The sequence below is a fragment of the Pseudonocardia sp. TRM90224 genome, assembly GCF_021245725.1.
Taxonomy (GTDB): domain Bacteria; phylum Actinomycetota; class Actinomycetes; order Mycobacteriales; family Pseudonocardiaceae; genus Pseudonocardia.
Genome location: NZ_JAJGSX010000003.1, coordinates 145,942 through 166,535 on the forward strand (window position 1 = coordinate 145,942; position 20,594 = coordinate 166,535).

The following is a 20,594-nucleotide window of genomic DNA, read 5'->3' on the forward strand; positions in this document are numbered from 1 at the left end:
TTTCTCCACCTTCATCCCCAGGGCTGTGGACAGGTGGCCTCGATTGGGTTGCGCCGGGCGGTTGATCACGTACGCCGGGCGGTCGTTTCTGCTCGTCATCACCAGTGGAGCGGAAGTTATCCACAGTATCCACAACCTTGTCCCCAGGTGGCCGAGATCACAGTCGAAGCCCCGACCTGGCCTCTTGCGAAAGCCGCTCGACGGAGCCGCCGCCCACCGCAAAGCGCGCTCCGTCGAGGCCGTCCGGCACGTCCGCATCGACCGCCGCGGTGATCAACACCTGTTCGGCGCGCATAGCGACGTCCGCAAGCGCCGCGCGGCGCTTGGTGTCGAGCTCGGCGAAGACGTCGTCGAGCACGAGCACGGGTTCGATGTCATCGGCACACAGCAGACGGTAGGACGCGAGCCGCAGCGACAGCGCGATCGCCCACGACTCGCCGTGGCTCGCGTAGCCCTTCGCCGGGCCGTCCCCCAGCTTCAGGTCGAGGTCGTCGCGGTGCGGGCCGACGAGGCAGACACCGCGCTCGACCTCCTGCCGCCGCAGCCGGCCGAGCGACTCCAACAGCAACGCCTCCAGCTCGGCGATGTCGGCCTGCTGCTCGGCGGCGGCCAGCGGCTCGGGCCACAGCCCGGAGCGGTACTCGAGCGCGATCGGCTCGGACGAGGGTGCAACCTCGGAGAACGCGGCGACGGCATAGGGGGCGAGCGCGGCGACCAGCTGCAACCGGCCGGCGAGCAGCGCGGCGCCGTGCGTCGCGAGGTGGCCGTCCCAGACGTCGAGCGTGCGCAGGTCGCCCCCGTTGCGCGCGGTCTTCAGCAACGCCGACCGCTGCCGCAGCACCCGCTCGTAGTCGGAGCGCACGGTGGCGTAGCGCGGGAAGCGGGCGACGAGCATGTCGTCGAGGAACCGCCTGCGCTCGCCGGGATCGCCGCGGACCAGCGCCAGGTCCTCCGGCGCGAACAGGACCGTGCGGAGGATCCCCAGCAGGTCGCGCGGCTTCGCCGGCGCGCCGTTGCGCCGCGCGCGGTTGGCGCGCCCGGCGGTGATCTCGATCTCGACGCCGAGCTCGCGCCCCTCGTGCACGACCTGGCCGCGCACCACCGCGTGCTCGGCGCCGCGCCGGATCAGCGGCGCGTCGGTGGCCACGCGGTGCGAACCCAGCGTGGCGAGGTAGCCGGCCGCCTCGACCAGGTTGGTCTTGCCGACGCCGTTCGGGCCCACGAACACCGTGACGCCGGGTTCGAGGTCGAGCTCAGCACGCTCCCACGACCGGAAGTCGACGACGGCCAGCCGGCGCAGGTGCATGCGCTACCCCTGTGTGGAACCGGTGCCCGAGCTGGGTCCGGCGTGCTGACCGGGGGTGCCGGACGGGCCGGCGGCGCGGACCGCGTGCCCGCCGAACTGCTGGCGCAGCGCGGCGACCGCGCGCATGGCCGGCGAGGACTCCTGGCGCGAACCGAATCGGGCGAACAGCGCAGCCGAGATCACCGGGAGCGGCACGGCGTGCGTGATCGCCTCCTCGATCGTCCAGCGGCCCTCACCCGAGTCGTCGACGTAGTCGTCGAGCGCGGCGAGCCCCGGGTCGTCCTTGAGCGCGAGCACCAGCAGGTCGAGCAGCCACGACCGGACGACCGTGCCACGCGACCACGCCTGCAGCACCGCCGGCACGTCCGTCACCAGCTCCACGGCGGAGAGCAGCTCGAAGCCCTCGGCGTAGGCCTGCATGAGCCCGTACTCGATGCCGTTGTGGACCATCTTCGAGAAGTGGCCCGCCCCGACGGGGCCGGCGTGCGCGAAGCCCTCCTCGCGCGGACCCTCCGGCCGCAGCGCATCGAAGATCGGCATCGCGCGCTCGACGTGCTCGGCGGATCCGCCTGCCATCAGGCCGTAGCCGTTGTCCTTGCCCCAGATGCCGCCGGACACACCGCAGTCGATGTACCCGATCCCCTTCTCGTCGAGGAGCGCGGCGTTCGGGCCGTCGTCGGTGTAGCGCGAGTTCCCGCCGTCGATCACGAGATCGCCCGGTTCGAGCACGTCGGCGAGCTTGCGGACCGTGCTCCTCGTCGGCTCGCCCGACGGGACCATCACCCACACCACCCGGGGCGCGGCGAGCGCACCGGCCAACGCTTCGAGCGACTCGACGTCGCTCACCTCCGGCCGCGGGTCGTACCCGACGACCTCGTGACCCGACGCGCGCAGGCGGTCGCGCATGTTTCCGCCCATGCGGCCGAGGCCGATGAGTCCGAGTTGCACGCTGGCTCCTTGGTGGAAGGGAAGCGATTGCTGTCCGGTTCTGAGCGGATCGGGCCGGATCTATCCCGGGAGCCGGACCGGCATCAGGAGATGCAGGTAGCCGGGAACCGGCTCCGGCTGGTCCTCGGCCGCGTCGTCGGCGGGCGGCGCCGGCACCGGTCGGACGAGCGCGGGCCGGTTCGGCGTGGTGAACGTCAGCTGAGCGCGGTCGGTGTGCAGCGCGCCGAGCGAGTCGAGGAGGTAGCCCGGGTTGAACGCGATCGTCAGCGGCGCGCCGTCGAGCTCGCACGGGAGCTCCTCCTCGGCGCTGCCGACGTCGTCGCCGCCGGCCGCCAGGCGCAGCCCGTCCTCGCCGAACTCCATCCGGACCTGCGCGACCCGGTCGGTCACGAGCGCGACGCGCTTGATCGCCTCGACGAGTGCGGCCACCTCGATCACGGCGGCGCTCGTGTGCTCGGCGGGGATCAGCTGGCGGAAGCGCGGGAACTCGGCGTCGAGCAACCGGGTGGTCGCCCGGCGCCCGCCGCCGGTGACACCCAGCATGCCGTCGCCCGCGGAGAGCGAGATCTCGACGGAGCCGGCGCCGGCGAGCGTCTTCGCGACCTCGGCGAGCGTGCGCGCGGGGATGAGCACCGCACTGGACAGCTCGGTGTCCTCGGGCGTCCAGTCGAGCTCGCGCACCGCGAGGCGGAACCGGTCGGTCGCGGCGAGCGTCAGCCGCGACCCCTCGATCTCGAGCCGGATGCCGGTGAGCATCGGGAGCGTGTCGTCGCGGCCGGCCGCGACGGCGACCTGCGCGACGGCCTGACCGAGCTCGTCGGCCGCGACAGTGCCGGCGAGCTGAGGCATCGTCGGCAGCTGTGGGTAGTCCTCGACCGGCATCGTCGGGAGGCTGAACCGGCTGTTGCCGCAGTTGATCGTCGCGCGGGCGCCGTCGACGACCAGGTCGACGGGCTTGGAGGGCAGCGCGCGGGTGATGTCGGCGAGCAGCCGGCCGGAGACCAGCACGCGTCCCGGATCACCGATGGTCGCGTCGAGCTCCACACGTGCGGAGGTCTCGTAGTCGAAACCGGAGACCGTCAGCCGGTCGCCGTCGGAGCCGGTCGCGGCCTCGATCAGCACACCGCCGAGGACCGGGACCGGAGGCCTGGCCGGGAGGCTGCGCGCCACCCAGGCAGCGGCGTCGGCCAGTACGTCGCGTTCGACCCGGAACTTCATGGCGGGGACCTCTCGCGCTGGCTGTGTCATGGACGGGGTTCGGGCCGCAAGCGGACCGTCGTGCAGGTGCAGAGCCGAGTGTGACTGCTGCGGTGCCGAGGTCGTTCACCGGGACGGCACGGAACCGGGGACAACCACCGTAGAGCCTCCGACGAGCGGGTGTCACGTGGGCCGGTGCCTCTCGATGAGGCGACCCTCGATCCCCGGATCCACACCGTTGTTCTTCTTGTAGTTCATCTAGAAGAGAGATCCAGAAGCAGTAACAGGGGCTGTGGACAGTGTGGACGGAGCCCGTACCCGCAGGTCGGGCGGTGTGGCGTCCTGTGGATGGAACCATGGGATGAACGGTGGGTGGATCGGGCCGTCGGTGGATGGGTCCGGATCGGGCCGAGTTGTCCCCGAGTTGTTCGCGAGTTGTCCACCGATCTGGAGCCGTTCGTCCACCGGCCCGAGGACGGCCATCCACAGAGTTGTCCCCAGATGTGGGTGAAGCGTGGTCGCTCGCCAACGCTGAGTGCCCGCTTTCCAGGGCCGAACGGCGTGCGGGTGCCGCCGCGCAACTCACTGATGTCTCTCCTGGCACATGTCCGGGGACTCTCCGTGATCATCGAGTGGCTCCGGCATGTGGACAACCGGGATCCGGCAGCGCCGAACCACCCGGTCGAGCGCGCCGAGTGGCAGCGGACCGCCGGATGTGCTTGCGCGACATCGCCGACCGCCCGCTCGGCGTCGCCGACGTGCGGCCCGCGCGGACGTCGACACGCAGACTTCCCCACCGTTTTGCCAACCTGTACGGGCCCGCGGGCGTGCAAGTAGGCAAAACGGTGGGGAACTTCGGTGGGGAAGTTCGACGGGCTGTGGCGCGGTGGAGCTGTCGCGCGGTGGGGCAGGGCGGTGACTCAGTGGCGGGCGCGCTGCTTGATGCGCGCGGTGAGCTCCTGCACCTGCTCGAAGGTCTTGCGCCGCTGCGCGATCTCGTTGCGGATCTTCTTGTCCGCGTGCATGACGGTCGTGTGGTCACGGCCGCCGAACGTCTGCCCGATGCGCGGGAGGGAGAGGTCGGTCAGCTCGCGGCACAGATACATGGCGATCTGGCGCGACTGCGCGAGCGCCTTCGTCTTGCCGGGGCCGCACAGCTCGTCCATCGTCACGCCGAAGAAGTCGGCGGTGACCGCCATGATCGTCGGCGCGGTGATCTCGGACGTCGCGGAATCGGGGATGAGGTCGCGCAGCACGATCTCGGCGAGCTGCGTGTCGACCGGCTGGCGGTTCAGCGACGCGAACGCGGTGACGCGGATGAGCGCGCCCTCGAGCTCGCGGATGTTGCGCTCGATGCGCTCCGCGATGAACTCCAGTACGTCACCGGGGACGGCGAGCCGGTCCTGGGCCGCCTTCTTGCGGAGGATCGCGATGCGCGTCTCGAGCTCCGGCGGCTGGATGTCGGTGATGAGGCCCCACTCGAACCGGGTGCGCATGCGGTCCTCGAGCGTCTCGAGTCGCTTCGGCGGTCGGTCGGAGGAGACGACGATCTGCTTGTTCGCGTTGTGCAGCGTGTTGAAGGTATGGAAGAACTCCTCCTGAGTTCCTTCCTTCCCTTCCAGGAACTGGATGTCGTCGACGAGCAGCACGTCGACGTCGCGGTACCGCCGCTGGAACGCGACCTTGCGGTCGTCGCGCAGCGAGTTGATGAAGTCGTTCGTGAACTCCTCGGTCGAGACGTACCGCACCCGCATGCCCGGGAAGAGCCGCTGGGCGTAGTGCCCGACCGCGTGCAGGAGGTGGGTCTTGCCCAGACCGGAGTCGCCCCAGATGAAGAGCGGGTTGTAGGCGCGGGCCGGCGCCTCGGCGACGGCTACGGCCGCCGCGTGGCTGAACCTGTTCGACGCGCCTATGACAAAGGTGTCGAAGGTGTACTTCTCGTTGAGCCTCGTCTGCGAGCGCGGCTGCACCTGCTCGCCGGCGGCGGGCCCGGAGTAGGTGGGCCACACCTCGGGCCCGCGGCCGCCCCCGTTGCGGAGCGCGTCGGAGCTCGGCTCGGTGTGCACGCCGGAGTCGGTGATGGCGAGCGGCCCGGTGTCGGGCAGGCCCGCGCCGTCGAGCGCGGCGTCCGCCGGCACCGGCTCCGCGACGGGCTCCGATTCGACCTGTCCGTTGCCTGGCCCGTTGGACGACCCGTTGGTCGGCCCGGCCTTCCCGACGGGTTCGTGGCCGGGGGCGTCGGGCACCACGGTGCCGCCGGAAGCGGCGGAGGCGTCGACGACGACCGCGAGGTTGACGGTGACGCCGAGGTGGCGGCCGAGCGCGTCGCTGATCGGCTTGCGCAGGATCCGTTCGATCGCGTCCTTCGCGAACTCGCTAGGTGCGGCGAGCAGCGCGGTGCCGTCGATGAGGCCGAGCGGTCGGGTCAGGCGGAGGAACGCGCGCTGCTGCGGCGAGAGGGTCTGGGCGCCGGAACCGGCCGATGCGCCGGAGAGATCGGCGATGACCCTGTTCCAGACCTGTCCGAGATCACCTGGTTGGTCGGCCACCGGTCGGCACTCCCTCCGGTCGTCGCCTCAAGGTCACTCCATGCCCCCATCGGGGCCGGATCATCCCCAGACTTGTCCACACCTGTGCGCAAGACGTTACGCGGGCCCTCCGAGTGGAACTCGTGCGGGCCCGTGCGGTCCGGGATGCCCTCGATGAGGGAGCGCCGCGGGTCCCCCGAGAAGCGCGGCGAGTTGGCGACGCTAACAAGCCCCGGCCCCTGCCACAAGTCACCTACACCGGGCAAGATGCACCGGAGAGATCAGGTGTGCGGCGCTGAACACGGCCTTGCGCACCTGGTTTGACCCTCGTTCGCGGGGCTGCGTACCCTGGTGACAAGCGTGTCCGCGTGCGGGCACCCGTGTCACACCGCAATACATACAGCATTACCTGTCCAGCAGACCCGCATGATGAACACCGATGGCCGGCCAGCGCCGCCGTCGGGCAGGAGAGCCGACCGTGAGCAAGGGCAAGCGCACCTTCCAGCCGAACAACCGCCGCCGCGCGCGCACGCACGGGTTCCGGCTGCGCATGCGCACCCGCGCCGGGCGCGCGATCCTCGCTGCCCGCCGCGGCAAGGGCCGCGAGCGGCTCTCCGCCTGATCCGGGCCGGTGTTGCCGGCGGGGTCCCGGCTCACGCATCGGGACGAGTTCGCATCTGTGATGCGGCGCGGCCTGCGAAGCGGTCGACCTCGCTTGGTTGTACATCTGCATCGGTCCAGTGAAAGTGATGACGGCGCGGCTCGTGCGGGATTCGTCGTGAGCAAGGCTGTCGGAGGTGCCGTGGTCCGCCATCGCGTCACACGCAGGCTGCGCCACCTCGTCGCGCCACGGCTCGAGCGGCTTCCCGCGGGGAGCCTGCTCGTCGTGCGCGCTCTGCCGCCGGCTGCCGCCGCCACCTCCGCGGAGCTGGCGGTCGATCTTGACGCCGCGATGAGCGGTGCAATGCGCAAGCTCGGCACACGATGACGAGCGTGATCACCGCGATCCGCGCGGCCGTCACCGCGGCGTTGGTGGGGGTGTTGCGCTTCTACCAGCGCTGGATCTCCCCCGCGCTGCCGCCGACGTGCCGCTTCTACCCGACCTGCAGCGCGTATGCCGTCGAGGCGCTGCAGGTGCACGGGCCGCTGCGCGGTTCGTGGCTCACCGTCCGGCGCCTTGCGAAATGTGCGCCGTGGCACCCTGGTGGCATCGACCCGGTGCCGCCGGTGCGCGGCGCCAGCACCCGCTCGGCCCAGGACACCCATGAGGAGCAAGCGCCGTGCTGAACTTCATCTATTACCCGGTCTCCTTCATCTTGTGGTGCTGGCACTGGGTGTTCAGCAAGGTCTTCGGTGACGGCGGCTGGGGCGGCGGCATCGCGTGGACGCTGAGCGTCGTCTTCCTCGTCTTCACCCTGCGGGCGATCCTCTACAAGCCGTTCGTCATCCAGGTGCGCTCGATGCGCAAGATGCAGGAATTCCAGCCGGAGATGGCGAAGCTTCGCAAGAAGTACGCCAACGACCGGCAGAAGCAAGCTGCCGAGATGCAGCGGCTGCAGCGCGAGCACGGGGTCAACCCGGTCATGGGCTGCCTGCCGGCGCTGGTGCAGATCCCGGTGTTCATCGGCCTCTTCCACGTGTTGCGCGAGTTCGGTCCCCGCAACGGCGACGGGTCGATCCGCACCGAGAACTACTTCTTCGACCAGGCGGGCGTCCACTCGTTCAACGACGCGAGCCTGTTCGGCGCGAAGCTCGGTTCCTGGGTCGTGCAGGGTGACGAGGCGCTGCGCGCCGCCGGCACGTCGATCCCGCAGATGCTCATCGTGATGATCCCGCTGATGATCGCGGCCGGCATCTTCACGCACATCACGGCACGGCACTCGGTGGCCCGCCAGACCGCGGCGCAGGGTGAGAACCCGCAGACCGCGATCATGAACAAGCTGATGCTCTACATCTTCCCCATCGGTGTTGTCGTCGGTGCGCCCTTCCTGCCGCTGGCGGTGCTCCTGTACTGGGTGTCGAACAACCTGTGGACGCTCGGCCAGCAGTACGTCGTCTACCGGAGGATCGACTCCGAGGAGACGGTGAAGCGTGAGGAGGCCGCCGTCACCCGGCAGGCCCGCGCACCCAAGCCCGGTCAGAAGCCCGTCCGCCCGGAGAACGTCGAGCCGGAACCCGAGCCGAAGTCGAAGACGCCCGGCGCGAAGCCCATCACGCGCAAGCCGGTGCGTCCTGCGTCCTCGAACGGTTCCAGCAACGGCTCCGGTGGCGGCACGGCAGGCGCCGGAGCGCGCAGCGGTGGCGGGTCCCGCCCGCCTGCCCGCCGCTCCCGCAAGCGCCGCTGACCACGAGCCACCTGCGGCCGCCTGCGTCGGCGGTCGCCTGCGGTGCGCGCCTCGGCGCACACCGCACGAGTTTCGGGAGAGGAGACGCAGCGTGCCGAAGACTGCACAGGACGGGGAAGCTCAGGCGGCCCCCAGCAGCACCGCCGAGGACCAGCTCGTCCGGGAGGGCGACATCGCAGGCGACTACCTCGAGCGCTTGCTCGACGTGCTCGACTACGACGGTGACATCGACCTCGACGTCGAGGCGGGCCGCGCGATCGTCAGCATCGACGGCGGCGAGGATCTCGACAAGCTCGTCGGCGACCGCGGCGCCGTGCTCGAGGCGCTCCAGGAGCTGACCCGGCTCGCCGTCCAGCAGGCGTCGGGCAACCGCAGCAGGCTGATGCTCGACATCGCGGGTTGGCGCCAGTCGCGGCGCGACGAGCTCACCGAGCTCGGCACCCGCACGGCGAAGGAGGTGCTCGGCTCCGGCGAGTCGGTCCGCCTCCGCCCGATGACCCCGTTCGAGCGCAAGGTCGTGCACGACGCGGTCGCGCGGATCAAGGGCGTCTCGAGCGAGAGCGAGGGCGAGGAGCCACGCCGCCAGGTCGTCGTCTTCCGTGGGCCCTGACGATACGACGCTCTTCCCGTCGGAGGCGGCGCTCGCCGCCTTCGGCGATCGGCTGCCGCTCGCACGGCAGTTCGCCGACCATCTTGTGACCTCCGGCGTCGAGCGGGGGCTCATCGGCCCCCGCGAAGCGCCGCGGATCTGGGACCGGCACATCCTCAACTGCGCGGTCGTCGCAGAACTTGTACCGAATGGTGCCCGACTTGTGGATGTCGGCTCTGGAGCGGGCCTTCCCGGGATACCGTTAGCTCTGGCCCGGTCGGACATCGGCATCGTCCTCATCGAGCCGCTCGCCCGCCGGGTGGAGTGGCTCCGGGAGGTTGTTGCCGCGCTCGATCTCAGTGTCCAGGTCGAGTGGGGACGGGCCGAGGAGTCGGCGGTTCGGCGACGATGGGAGGGTGCCGACGTGGTGACCGCACGAGCAGTCGCGCCCCTGCACCGGCTCGCCGGATGGTGCCTGCCCTTCCTCCGCACCGGGGGCGTCATGCTCGCCATCAAGGGAGCATCCGCACCGGACGAGGTTGCGCGCGATTCATCCACGGTTCAGCGCCTCGGTGGCGGTGAACCACGCATCGAGAGGTGCGGCGCAGGGATCGTCGATCCCCCGAGCACGGTGGTCGTCGTCGAGCGCGTGCCCAGCCGCGCGCGGCGGAAGAGAGGGTGAGCGTGTCCTTCAACGTGTCCGAGCACGATGTTTCACGTGAAACATCGCAGCCCGACTGGACGCCCATCGCCGAGGAGGCGGAGCGCGCGGCCCGCGTGCTCCACCCCGATCGGCATCGGATGCCGAGGCCGTCGCACCGGCGGATCCTGACCGTCGCCAACCAGAAGGGCGGCGTGGGCAAGACGACGAGCACGGTGAACCTCGCGGCCGCGCTCGCCATGCACGGCGTGCGGGCGCTGGTGATCGATCTCGACCCGCAGGGCAACGCGAGCACGGCGCTCGGGGTCGAGCACCGCCTCGGCACCCCGTCGGTGTACGAGGCGCTGCTCGGCGAGATCCCGCTCTCCGGAGCGGCGGTCCAGAGCACCGCCTCCCCGAACCTCCTCTGCGTCCCGGCGACGATCGACCTCGCCGGTGCGGAGATCGAGCTCGTCAGCATGGTCGCGCGGGAGAACCGCCTCCTGCAGGCGCTCTCCCCTGAGGCGCTCGAAGAGCTCGACGTCGACTACGTCTTCATCGACTGCCCGCCGTCGCTCGGGCTCCTGACGGTCAACGCGCTCGTCGCCGCGTCCGAGGTGCTCATCCCGATCCAGTGCGAGTACTACGCGCTGGAAGGGCTCGGGCAGCTGCTGAGCAACATCGATCTCGTGCGCTCGCACCTCAACACGGCGCTGCACGTCTCGACGATCCTGCTGACGATGTACGACGGCCGGACCAAGCTCGCCGACCAGGTGACCAACGAGGTCCGAAGCCACTTCAACCACACGGTGCTCCGCACGGTGATCCCGAGGAGCGTGAAGGTGTCAGAGGCACCGGGATACAGCCAGACCATCCTCGCCTACGACCCCGGCTCGCGCGGGGCGATGAGCTACGTCGACGCCGCCCGTGAGATCGCCGAGCGCGGTGCAGCCATGAGCATCCCGATTGATCGCGGTGGACGGTGATGGTCGTGGCAGAACGCAAGGGTGGGCTCGGTCGAGGGCTGGCGGCCCTCATCCCCACCGGGCCCGCCGCGGGCGACGGCGCCGTCGCGCCGGCGGCAGCGCCGATCGTCGCGCCGACGCTGGCCCGCCGGCCGCTGCGCAGCGAGAGCGCGAGCGCAGCCGATTCGCGTCCGGAGCCGGAGCCGATCGACGGCGCCGTGATGCGGGAGATCGCGCTCTCCTCCGTCCAGCCCAACGCGAAGCAGCCCCGCTCCACGTTCGACGAGGATGCGCTCGCCGAGCTGACCCACTCGATCCGCGAGTTCGGGCTCCTGCAGCCGATCGTCGTCCGTGAGGTCTCCCCCGGCTCGTACGAGCTCGTCATGGGCGAGCGCCGGTGGCGGGCCGCCCAGCGGGCTGGGCTCGAGCGGATCCCCGCCATCGTCCGCAGCACGACCGACGACGCGATGCTGCGCGACGCGCTGCTGGAGAACATCCACCGCGTGCAGCTGAACCCGCTCGACGAGGCGGCCGCGTACCAGCAGCTGCTCTCGGAGTTCGGCGTCACGCAGTCGGAGCTGGCCGATAGGATCGGTCGCAGCCGTCCGGTCGTCACGAACACGATCCGCCTCTTGAAGCTCCCGGTGGCCGTGCAGCGGAAGGTCGCGGCGAACGTGCTCTCGGCCGGACACGCCCGCGCGCTGCTCGGGCTGGAGGACGCCGGGCAGCAGGAGGATCTCGCGAAGCGGATCGTCGCCGAAGGGCTCTCGGTGCGCGCCACCGAGGAGGCGGTGGTCCTGCTGCGGCGCGAGACCCCCTCCTCCCCCAGCAAACCGGCCCGTCGCCGGCCGATGCTCGCACCCGGTCTCCAGGATCTGGCGGAGCGGCTCTCGGACAAGTTCGACACCCGGGTGAAGGTCGAGCTCGGTCAGCGCAAGGGACGGATCGTCGTCGAGTTCGGGTCGGTCGACGACCTCGAGCGGATCGCCGCTCTGATGAACCGGCAGGCCGCCGCAGACGACGGCTGAGCCACTTGCCGATGTTCACGTGGAACATCGGCCGGCAGTCACCACGGAGCCCCATGTTTCACGTGAAACATGGGGCTCCGTCGTGTCGGGGGCAGGCACATGTTTCACGTGAAACATGCCCTCTGCCCGGGCGGGCCATGTTTCACGTGAAACATGACCCGCCGATGTTTCACGTGAAACGTGCGACCGCTCGCTCGACGAGCGCAGCGTAGATCGCGCCGATGTCGGTGCCCGCCGTGCGAGCCGCGATCGGCAGCAGGGAGGTCTCCGTCAGACCGGGAGAGACGGCGACCTCCAGGACGTGCACCCGCCCGTCCGCGTCGACGATCGCGTCTGTGCGCGAGACGTCCCGCAGACCCAACAGGCGGTGCGCCGCGAGGGCGGCGTCCTCCACCACCTTGAGCACGTCGGCGTCGAGCCGGGCGGGGCAGTGGAACGTCGCGGCGCCCGGCGTGTAGCGAGCGGTGTAGTCGTAGACGCCGCCGGCGACGTCGACCTCGACCGGCGGCAGGACGTGCGGCTCGTCGTCGAGCTCGACGACGGAGACGGCGACCTCGGTGCCGACGATGAACTGCTCCGCGAGGACGGTGTCGGCGTAGGCGAGGCAGCTGACCATCGCGGCGGGGAGGTCGGCGCGCTCGCGGACCACCTGGGCGCCGAGCGCCGAGCCGCCCTGGTCGGGCTTGAGCATCAGCGGCAGGCCGAGCCGGTCGACCATCGCGTCGAGCACCGCCTGCGCACCGAGTGCGCGGAACGTCGTGTGCGGCAGCGCAACCCAGTCGGGCGTGTCCAGGCCGGTGCGCGCGAACTCCGCCTTGGCCGTCGGCTTGTCCCACGCCTGCCGGCACGCACGGGCCGAGGCGCCGACGAACGGGACGCCGAGGAGCTCCAGCACGGCCTGCACCGAGCCGTTCTCCCCTTCCCCACCGTGCAGCGCGATGACAACCGCCTCCGGCGGCTCGGTGCGCAGCCGTTCGAGCAGCGTTGCGTCGACGTCCCACTCGTGGACGTCGACGCCCGTCGCGCGGAGCGCGGTGGCCAGCCGTCGCCCGGATCGGAGCGACACCTCCCGCTCGTGCGACAGCCCGCCCGCCAGTACCGCAACCGTTCGTTCGCTCACGTGCGGCATTCTCCGGCGCCGTCAGGGAGTGTGCGGCGACGGGGTCTGCGGCCCGCTCCGGGTCGTGCCGAGCGTCGGCCGGGCGGGTGCACCGAACGTCCTCAACACGTCGAGCTCCGCCTCCAGCACGCTCGCCAACCGGCGCACGCCTTCGGTGATCCGCTCCGGGGTCGGGTAGCAGTACGAGAGTCGCAGCTGCCGGCTGCCGAACCCGTCGGCGTAGAAGCCGGTGCCCGACGCGTACGCGACCCGAGCAGTGACGGCGCGCGGGAGCATCGCCTTCGTGTCGATCCCCTCGGGCACGTCCAGCCAGACGTAGAAGCCGCCGTCGGGGATGTTCCACGTGAAACCTTCGGGGAGATACGTCTCCAGCGCGCGCAGCATCGCGTCGCGCCGGTCGCGGTACATCTCCGTGAACGTCTTGATCTGGCCGCGCCAGTCGTGCCCGGCGAGGTAGCGCGAGACGATCATCTGGTTCAGGTTGGGCGGGCTCAGCGTCGCCGACTCCGCGGCGAGCACGAGCCGATCGCGGACGGCAGGCGGAGCGAGCGCCCAGCCGACCCGCAGCCCCGACGCGAACGTCTTCGAGAACGAACCGAGGTACACGACACCGCGGTCCATCGACCGCAGCGCCGGGTAGATCCGGCCGGAGAAGCCGAGCAAGCCGTACGGGTTGTCCTCGACGACGCACACGCCGTACTGCGCGCAGATCTCGAGCACCTCCGTGCGGCGCTCGACCGTGAGCGTGACGCCGGCGGGGTTGTGGAAGGTCGGGATCGTGTAGAGGAGCTTGGGGGTGATCCCCTGCGCCGCCAGCGAACGGAGCGCCGCACGCAGGAGGTCGGGGACGAGCCCGTGCTCGTCCATCGCCACGTGCACGACCCGCGCCTGGTACGCGGCGAAGCTCCCGAGCGCGCCGACGTACGACGGCCCCTCGGCGAGCACGACGTCGCCGGGGTCGCAGAAGATCCGGGTGACGAGGTCGAGCGCCATCTGCGACCCGACGGTGACGACGACGTCATCCGGGTCGGCCCGGATGCCTTCGAGCGCCATCACCTCGCAGATCTGCTCGCGCAGAGCGGGCATCCCCTGCGCCGATCCGTACTGCAGCGCCACGAGCCCGTCGCGGGCGACGAGGTCGCCGACCTCCGCGCTGAGCTCGTCGAGCGGCAGTGCGGCGAGGTTCGGCATCCCACCCGCGAGCGAGACGACCTCAGGCCTACTGGCTACCGCGAAGAGCGCCCGGATCTCCGATGCCGTCATGCCTGCGGTACGGGCAGCGAACCGCTCCGTGGGCTTCCTGATCGCTGACGAATGCGGACGGACCGGCTCGGTCACGCGGATCTCCTGCAGGTACGGGAGGGGGAGAGGTCCGATCGAGTGTAACCAGGAAGGAGGAAGAAACTGCCCTTCGTCGTAGGTGAGACGCCGGTCGCAGCAGGATGGGTGTCAATCGGCGCTGGATCGATCTATCGTCGGGAGGTCGGCGCGATGGCGGCGGCGTACGGGGTCGTGTCCAGCCGCCGGAGGTTGCACTTGTCGTGGCACGTGGCGGCGCTCACTCTGGACAACTTGGACGATTTGCCCAAAAGGTGCAGGCGCTGCGTTTTCTGGGAGCTCTCGTCGCAGCTCGGTGAGCAGGCGGCGGAGTTCGGCTCGACCGAGCTCGAGAAGGAGGCCTGGGTCTCCGAGGTGCTCCTCGAGTGGGGCTCGTGCGGCCGCGTCGCCTACATGCGTGGCGCCCCCGCCGGCTACGTGATCTACGCGCCGCCCTCGGCCGTGCCGCGGGCCGCCGAGATGCCGACCGGCCCGGTGAGCGCCGACGCCGTGCTGCTGACGACGATGCAGGTGATGCCGGAGTTCGCCGGCGAAGGCCTCGGGCGGATGCTGGCGCAGACCGTCGTCCGCGACCTCACCCGGCGCGGTGTCAAGGCGATCGAGGTGTTCGGCGAGCAGCGCCCCGGCAGCGAGCCGGGCTGCCTCATCCCGGCCGACTTCCTCCGCGGCGTCGGGTTCAAGACGATCCGTCCGCACCCGCGGTGGCCGCGGCTGCGGATGGAGCTGCGTTCGGCGATGACGTGGAAGGAAGACGTCGAGGCCGCGCTGGAGCAGTTGCTCGGCACGATCACGATTCCGATGCAGTCGCCCGTCCCGCTCGGGGAGGTACCGAGCCGGGCTCGATCCGCCTCCTACGGCGAACTCAGGGCGCTCTGATCTTCACGCTGCCGGCCTAACGCGACCGACCTGGTCACATTGCCTGCGCGGAGCCTCTTTCGAGCTCACGGGCCAGTACATCGGAGAAAGTGAAGGTTCCGGTGGGCTGATCGTCCTGCCCGAGCAGGTAAAGCCGCTTCACAGCCACCACGATGCCTTCGGCGAGCACATCGCGGAACGCCGGGTCGAGCAGCCGCCGCCGATCGCCGAGATGGCTGAGGTACCCGACCTCGACCCGCACCGTGGGCATCCGGGTGAGCCGCAACAGCTCCCACGTCCGGCCCTGGCTCCAGCAGTCGCGCATCGCGGTGCGGGTGAGCAGCTCGCGCTGGATCAACCCGGCGAGCGCCTCCCCCACCGTCGAGGTGGCGCCGGAGCCGTTGCCGAAGTGGAAGGTCGAGAGGCCTTCCGCGTGCATGCTGCGGTTCGCGTCGGTGTGCAACGAGAGCACAAGATCGGCGCGCGCGTTGTTGGCGAACGCCGCGCGCTCCGGCTCGGACGGGCAGGTGTCCTCCTGCCGCGAGAGCATGGCGTCCATGCCGGTGGCGGCCATCCGTCCGACGAGCCGCCTGGCGAGGTCCCACATGAGGTCGGCCTCGGCGACGCCCGCGGCGACCACACCGCGGTCGGCGCCGCCGTGCCCGGGGTCGACGACGATCCGCTTGCCGCGCAGCCGCGGACCGGCCTGGCGCAGCAGCTCCTGCTCGCGCATCAGGTGCGGGCGGCCGCCGGTGACCTTGCGGCCCAGCTGGCGCAGCGACCGGAGCGTCGCCGGGCCGCACAGGCCGTCGGGCACGAGCCCGTACTCGCGCTGGAATCGGCGCAGGGCGCGCTCGGTCTGCTCGTCGAAGACGCCGCCGGGGCGTCCGGGGTCGTACCCGAGCTCCAGCAAACGCTCCTGCAGCGCGACGACGTCGTCGCCGCTCATCGGCGCGGAGATCATCAACGCCAGCATGCGGTCGCCGAGCTTCCAGCCGGCATCACGCAGCGCGCGGTAGGTCGAGGGGCCGACGATCCCGTCGGTGATCAGGCCGCGCTGCTGCTGGAACGAGCGGACGGCGTGCTCGACCTCGCCGTCGAAGTGGTCGTCGACGGAGGGGGAACTCGTGGCAGGCAGTAGGCCGAACTGTTGCAGCATCGCCCTGATCTCGACGATCGCCGTACCGCTGTCACCTCGGCGCAGCAGCTGCATGCACCCCTCGCTTGTCCGTCGTCGCGGCCGCCGGCTGGTGTCGGCCGGACGCCATTCTGCCTTGCCGCTCCCCGAGTGGGGGACAGCGGGGCGTGTCCGGGCGTGTTCGGCTCGTGATAGGCGAGTGCCCCGCGCCGGCAAATGCGGCACGGGGCACAAGCAGCGTCTATCAGGCGATGTAGTCGGCCAGATCCGAAAGCAGAGCGGCCTTCGGCTTGGCGCCGACGATCTGCTTCACCGGCCGACCGTCCTTGAAGACGATCAGCGTCGGGATGGACATGACGTTGTACGCCGTCGCCGTGACCTGGTTCTGGTCGACGTCGAGCTTCGCGACGGTGAGCTTGTCGCTGTGCTCGCCCGCGATCTCGTCGAGGACCGGAGCCACCATCTTGCACGGGCCGCACCAGGTCGCCCAGAAGTCGACGACCACGGTCTTGTTGCTCTTCAGTACGTCGGCGTCGAACGACGCGTCGGTGACGTTGACCGTGTTGGCCATGGGTGGGATCTCTCTTTCTCTGGTGGTGATCAGCCGCTGACGGCCGCGACCTGCTCTGCTGAGGTGCCGTAGCCGCCGCCGACGAGCTCGCTCGGGATCGGCGCCTCGGCGAGCCAACGCTCCGCGTCGATGGCGGCCGAACATCCCGAGCCCGCCGCCGTGACGGCCTGCCGGTAGGTGTGGTCGACGAGGTCGCCACAGGCGAACACGCCGGGCAGCGCGGTGTACGTGCTGGGCGATGCGACCTTCACGTAGCCCGAGTCGTCGGTCTCCAGCACGTCCTTGACGAGGGTGCTGCGCGGGTCGTGGCCGATCGCGACGAACATCGCCGTCACATCGAGCGTGCGCTCCTCGCCGGTGCGGGTGTCGCGAAGGCGCAGACCGCTGACGCTCTTCTCCCCGAGCACCTCGACGACCTCGGCGTTGGTCGCCCAACGGATCTTCGGGTCGTTCTTCGCACGGTCGATCATGATCCGCGAGGCGCGGAACTCGTCGCGCCGGTGCACGATCGTCACGGAGCGGGCGAACCGGGTGAGGAACGTCGCCTCCTCCATCGCGGAGTCGCCGCCGCCGACGACGGCGATGTCCTGGTCGCGGAAGAAGAAGCCGTCACAGGTGGCACAGGCCGAGACGCCCCGCCCGAGCAGCAGCTGCTCGCCGGGGACGTGCAGGTAACGCGCAGCGGCGCCCATCGCGAGGACGACCGCGCGGGCGCGGTAGGTCACCCCGTTCGCCAGGACGGTCTTGATCTCGCCCTCGAGCGAGACCTCCTCGACGTCCTCGGCACGCAGCTCGGCGCCGAACCGGATCGCCTGCCCGCGCATCTGCTCCATCAGCTCGGGACCCATGATCCCGTCGGTGAAGCCGGGGTAGTTCTCGACCTCCGTGGTGGTCATCAGCGCACCACCGAACTGGGTGCCTTCGAACACCAACGGCCGCAGCTGCGCACGCGCTGCGTACACCGCGGCGGTGTAGCCCGCCGGCCCTGACCCGATGATGATCAGTTCACGCACCTCGTCGGTGGTCACTGGTCGCGCCTCCCTCGTTGCCGTCCGAGCCCTACAACACGATCCCAGTGACCGGCATTCCGCCACGAACCGGGCGGGTGGGCCCGGTCACCACCAGTCTGCCTGCGACGGACGGTCACCGGCCGGCGAGCACGTAACCCAGCAGCGTGCCACCCTCCGGGCCGCATCCCGGGTCGACGACCACCACGTGGAACGAGCCCAACCGCCCGGTTGCGAGCACCATCAGCACGCCGGGCCGGCCCTCGTACTCCACGTGCCGCGCGCCGAGCAGCGCCACCGCCGGGTCGACCGAACCGGGACGGACGGCGCGCAGGCACCCGGCACGCCGGGTCGGGTCGTCGAGGCCGCCGGCGTCCCTGGTGCCGATCGTGTCCATCGCGACGGTCGCGAGCTGCGGCAACGTCACCATGGCCGGCTGCGGGATCAACTCCGCGGCGCCGAGCAGTGCGATCAGGAGCGCGGCCGCGGCAAGCGCCGGACGCGGGATGCGCCGACGCCGCCGGAGCGAGAGGGAGAGCGAGGTTCGATCGGATCGCTCGGATTGTCCGGACTCGGCGGTGAGCGCCGAGTTCCAAGCCGCGATCGCCGACGGCGGCACCGGTGGCGCAGAGTGACCGGCGAGCTCGGCCCTCGTCGTCGCGAGCGCCCGCAGCACCTCGCCGGCTCCTGGGTGGGTCAGCGCCTCGGCCGCGTTGTCGGCTGTGACGATGCCCGCATCAAAATCCGCCAGAAGGCGCAGGTTGGGCCGTTCGGGTGACGTACCTTCGGGTGGATCCGCCGGCATCAGACCTCCTCCCGAAGGTGCCCCAGCAGCACCGCGAGCTTGGCCCGGCCGCGTGCGCACCGGCTCTTCACGGTGCCCACCGGGATGCCGAGAACGACCGCGGCGTCGGCCACCGGCCACCCTTGCACGTCCACGAGCACCACCGCCACCCTCTGCTCGACGGGCAACCTGGCCAGCGCCGCGTCGACGGACATCCGCGTGACCAGCTCCGACTCATGATCGACGCGCTCCGCGAGCACCTCGGGAGCCGGCAGCGGGACCGTCCGCCGGAGCCCGTCGTACCGGATGCGGTCGATGCAGGTGTTGACGACGATCCGGTGCAACCAGGTGCGGACGGTCGAGTCGCCGCGGTAGCTCGCGGCCCGCCGGTACGCCGCCACGAGCGCCTCCTGCACGACGTCGGCCGCGTCGTCGTGGCGGGCGAGCGTGCGCACCGCGACGCCCCAGAGCTGGTCGGTGTAGCGACCCACGAGCGTGCTGAACGCGTGGCGGTCACCCGCGAGGTGAGCCGCCAGCAGCTCCGCATCGGTGGATCCCCCAGCGACCACGCCGGAAGCGTAGGTCGGGGCGACGCCCGCCCGTGGGCGTTCGAGAAAAGATCTAGCGTCGCTTAAACGCCGGCCCGCCGGAACTGGACCTCGTTGATCTCCGAGACGTTCCCGTCGCCCAACTTCTTGATCCACACGAGCACGTGGTTGACCGGTTGGCTGCCCGCGAGCGAGATCGTCGTGACGCCCCTGCGCAGGGTCGCGGTCGTGATCGGGACGGTGTCGGCGAACTCGGTGTCGGCCGCCGTCGCCGAGCGGATCTCCACGACCGTTCCCGGGGTCGGCGACTCGATGCTCAGCTCGGCGAGCTGCACGGCCGACGCGAACGACATCATGATGCCGACGCCCGGCTTGAGCGCGGGGAACTGCTGGTTGTAGACGAACGTGCGCCACCCGGTGGCCGGATCACCGTCGACGACACGGCCGATCCGGCCCGCGTTGTCGCGATCGCCCACCGTGTCGTAGACGTCGACCGCCGCCACGGCGACCTGGCCGTCGCGGGCGGGGCCCGCCTCCGGAGGTGCGTCGGACGGCGCGACGGGAGGGGACCCGACCACGATGTGCGGCCCGCCGCCGTCGGAGAAGGCCGCGCCGAGCTGGATCGCGACGAAGCCCAGCGCGATCAGCACCGCGGAGCCGAGGCTGACCAGCGCGATCATCATCTTGCGCTTGCGCTCCGGGTCGGCGCGCGGCACGGCCCGCGAGCGGTCCTGCCATACGTCGTCGGGCGCCGGCGGGACGCCGTCGTGCGCAGGCGGGAAGAGCGCCACCTTGTCGTCCTCCTCGACGACCTCGGTCAGCAGCCGGTGCACCGCGGCCGCGGTGTGCACGTGGCCTGCCGACTCGGTGGTGCCGAGGGTCCCGGTGGCCAGCGTGTCGAGCTCGACGGGGACTCCCGGGCGGTGCCGCGACGGCAGGGTCGGCTCCCCCGTCGCCGTGCGCTCCGCCGCGGCCAGCCCGGCCCGGGCGGCATCGGCGGCCGAGAGCGGCCACTGCGAGGTGAGCAGGGTGTAGAGCACCGCGCCGAGCCCGCGCACGTCGTCGGCGGGCTCGACGTCGGGCCGGGGCAGCGCGAAGCACAGCTGAGCCCGCCCGTCGGGGGTGACCCGGACCCGCTGCGGGTGGTCGCAACCGAGCACGAGCCCGTGCCGGTGCGCCTCCTCCGCGGCGGCGGCCAGCGGGATCAGCGCGCGGGCGGCGGCGAGCGGCTTGATCAGCCCGTCGGAGACGGTCTCGGCGAGGCTCCGGCCCGGCACCCACTCCGTGACGGCGGCGCCGAGCACGTCGGCCGGGACACCGGTCGTACCAGGGGCGAGCACGTCGAGGAGCCGGGAGCAGCCGGTGTGCTCGAAGCTGCCGGAACGCAGTGCGCGCACGACCATCTCGCCGGCCCGCGCGGGACCGGTGGGGTCGTCCTCACCGCCGATCGCGCCGGCCTCGGGGCCGAGCTTGCGCAGGACGGTGACCGCGACCTCACGCTGCAGGACGGTGTCGAGTGCGCGCCAGAACTCCGCGCCTGCGGCGGTGTCGGACCCGACCCTGGTCTGGAGCTGGTAGCGGCCGGAGAGCAGGGTTCCCGTCGCCGTTCCGCTAGGGACGGAGTGGTCGTTGCGTTTCTGTTCCGGCACCGCACCGTTCGAGGCAGGCGCCGGAGGGCGCGCAAAAG

General features: G+C 70.9%; 21 protein-coding genes. 9 read left to right on the top strand and 12 right to left on the bottom strand.

Features of this window, described 5'->3' with window-relative positions; translation table 11 throughout:
* Positions 1-157: 157 nt before the first annotated feature.
* The 4 genes from recF to dnaA form a co-directional block, all read right to left on the bottom strand.
* Positions 158-1,306, bottom strand: coding sequence for a DNA replication/repair protein RecF (gene recF, locus LL648_RS04905; RefSeq protein ID WP_232661194.1), 1,149 nt, complete (start codon positions 1,304-1,306; stop codon positions 158-160).
* A gap of 3 nt (positions 1,307-1,309) precedes the next feature.
* On the bottom strand, positions 1,310-2,314 hold the full coding sequence (gene gnd / locus LL648_RS04910) for a phosphogluconate dehydrogenase (NAD(+)-dependent, decarboxylating) (RefSeq protein WP_308190262.1): 1,005 nt from the start codon (positions 2,312-2,314) through the stop codon (positions 1,310-1,312).
* Positions 2,315-3,472 carry a DNA polymerase III subunit beta gene (dnaN, locus tag LL648_RS04915; RefSeq protein ID WP_232661195.1) on the bottom strand — a complete coding sequence of 386 codons (1,158 nt, stop codon included), beginning with the start codon at positions 3,470-3,472 and terminating at the stop codon, positions 2,315-2,317.
* Positions 3,473-4,371: 899 nt separating this feature from the next.
* Positions 4,372-6,000 (bottom strand): chromosomal replication initiator protein DnaA, encoded by a 1,629-nt coding sequence (gene dnaA, locus LL648_RS04920; protein ID WP_232661196.1) that lies wholly within the window; start codon positions 5,998-6,000, stop codon positions 4,372-4,374.
* 457 nt (positions 6,001-6,457) lie between these two features.
* Between dnaA and rpmH the strand changes: the two genes are divergently transcribed.
* From rpmH to LL648_RS04960, 8 genes are all read left to right on the top strand, one after another.
* The gene (rpmH, locus tag LL648_RS04925; RefSeq protein ID WP_232661197.1) at positions 6,458-6,601 is read left to right on the top strand and encodes a 50S ribosomal protein L34; all 144 of its coding nucleotides are present in this window, start codon (positions 6,458-6,460) and stop codon (positions 6,599-6,601) included.
* A 9-nt stretch (positions 6,602-6,610) separates the two neighbouring features.
* A complete protein-coding gene (gene rnpA / locus LL648_RS04930; RefSeq protein ID WP_232661198.1) occupies positions 6,611-6,967 on the top strand; it encodes a ribonuclease P protein component in 357 nt (118 codons plus the stop codon).
* Between the two features lie 8 nt (positions 6,968-6,975).
* Positions 6,976-7,266 (top strand): membrane protein insertion efficiency factor YidD, encoded by a 291-nt coding sequence (yidD, locus tag LL648_RS04935; protein WP_374112004.1) that lies wholly within the window; start codon positions 6,976-6,978, stop codon positions 7,264-7,266.
* On the top strand, positions 7,260-8,324 hold the full coding sequence (gene yidC, locus LL648_RS04940) for a membrane protein insertase YidC (protein ID WP_232661200.1): 1,065 nt from the start codon (positions 7,260-7,262) through the stop codon (positions 8,322-8,324). Before yidD ends, yidC begins: the two co-directional genes overlap by 7 nt.
* A 91-nt stretch (positions 8,325-8,415) precedes the next feature.
* Positions 8,416-8,934: a Jag family protein gene (locus LL648_RS04945; RefSeq protein ID WP_232661201.1), complete on the top strand. Its 519-nt coding sequence runs from the start codon at positions 8,416-8,418 to the stop codon at positions 8,932-8,934.
* Positions 8,924-9,595: a 16S rRNA (guanine(527)-N(7))-methyltransferase RsmG gene (gene rsmG, locus LL648_RS04950; RefSeq protein ID WP_232661202.1), complete on the top strand. Its 672-nt coding sequence runs from the start codon at positions 8,924-8,926 to the stop codon at positions 9,593-9,595. Before LL648_RS04945 ends, rsmG begins: the two co-directional genes overlap by 11 nt.
* 2 nt (positions 9,596-9,597) lie before the next feature.
* Positions 9,598-10,539, top strand: coding sequence for a ParA family protein (locus LL648_RS04955; protein WP_232661203.1), 942 nt, complete (start codon positions 9,598-9,600; stop codon positions 10,537-10,539).
* A 5-nt stretch (positions 10,540-10,544) separates the two neighbouring features.
* The gene (locus LL648_RS04960; protein ID WP_232661204.1) at positions 10,545-11,546 is read left to right on the top strand and encodes a ParB/RepB/Spo0J family partition protein; all 1,002 of its coding nucleotides are present in this window, start codon (positions 10,545-10,547) and stop codon (positions 11,544-11,546) included.
* Positions 11,547-11,715: 169 nt separating this feature from the next.
* On the opposite strand, the gene LL648_RS04965 is transcribed toward LL648_RS04960, so the two are convergent.
* On the bottom strand, positions 11,716-12,666 hold the full coding sequence (locus tag LL648_RS04965) for a D-alanine--D-alanine ligase family protein (protein ID WP_232661205.1): 951 nt from the start codon (positions 12,664-12,666) through the stop codon (positions 11,716-11,718).
* A 21-nt stretch (positions 12,667-12,687) separates the two neighbouring features.
* Positions 12,688-14,004, bottom strand: a complete 1,317-nt coding sequence (locus LL648_RS04970; RefSeq protein WP_232661206.1) for an aminotransferase-like domain-containing protein — start codon at positions 14,002-14,004, stop codon at positions 12,688-12,690.
* A 198-nt stretch (positions 14,005-14,202) separates the two neighbouring features.
* On the opposite strand from LL648_RS04970, the gene LL648_RS04975 reads away from it, so the two are divergent.
* Positions 14,203-14,880 (top strand): GNAT family N-acetyltransferase, encoded by a 678-nt coding sequence (locus tag LL648_RS04975; protein WP_374112005.1) that lies wholly within the window; start codon positions 14,203-14,205, stop codon positions 14,878-14,880.
* A 34-nt stretch (positions 14,881-14,914) separates the two neighbouring features.
* Here LL648_RS04975 and LL648_RS04980 read toward each other — a convergent pair whose 3' ends face one another.
* The 6 genes from LL648_RS04980 to LL648_RS05005 all read right to left on the bottom strand — a co-directional run bounded on the left by LL648_RS04980 (position 14,915) and on the right by LL648_RS05005 (position 20,556).
* A complete protein-coding gene (locus tag LL648_RS04980) occupies positions 14,915-16,072 on the bottom strand; it encodes an N-acetylmuramoyl-L-alanine amidase (RefSeq protein ID WP_232661208.1) in 1,158 nt (385 codons plus the stop codon).
* Between the two features lie 169 nt (positions 16,073-16,241).
* Positions 16,242-16,568, bottom strand: a complete 327-nt coding sequence (gene trxA / locus LL648_RS04985; protein WP_232661209.1) for a thioredoxin — start codon at positions 16,566-16,568, stop codon at positions 16,242-16,244.
* 29 nt (positions 16,569-16,597) lie between these two features.
* Complete coding sequence (trxB, locus tag LL648_RS04990; protein ID WP_232661210.1) at positions 16,598-17,596, bottom strand: thioredoxin-disulfide reductase; 999 nt, start codon at positions 17,594-17,596, stop codon at positions 16,598-16,600.
* 115 nt (positions 17,597-17,711) lie between these two features.
* Positions 17,712-18,380, bottom strand: coding sequence for a hypothetical protein (locus tag LL648_RS04995; RefSeq protein ID WP_232661211.1), 669 nt, complete (start codon positions 18,378-18,380; stop codon positions 17,712-17,714).
* Entirely contained in the window at positions 18,380-18,928 is a 549-nt protein-coding gene (gene sigM, locus LL648_RS05000; protein WP_232661212.1) for an RNA polymerase sigma factor SigM, read from the bottom strand. The genes LL648_RS04995 and sigM overlap by 1 nt, the downstream gene beginning before the upstream one ends.
* A 62-nt stretch (positions 18,929-18,990) precedes the next feature.
* A complete protein-coding gene (locus LL648_RS05005; RefSeq protein ID WP_232661213.1) occupies positions 18,991-20,556 on the bottom strand; it encodes a protein kinase family protein in 1,566 nt (521 codons plus the stop codon).
* Positions 20,557-20,594 lie beyond the last annotated feature (38 nt).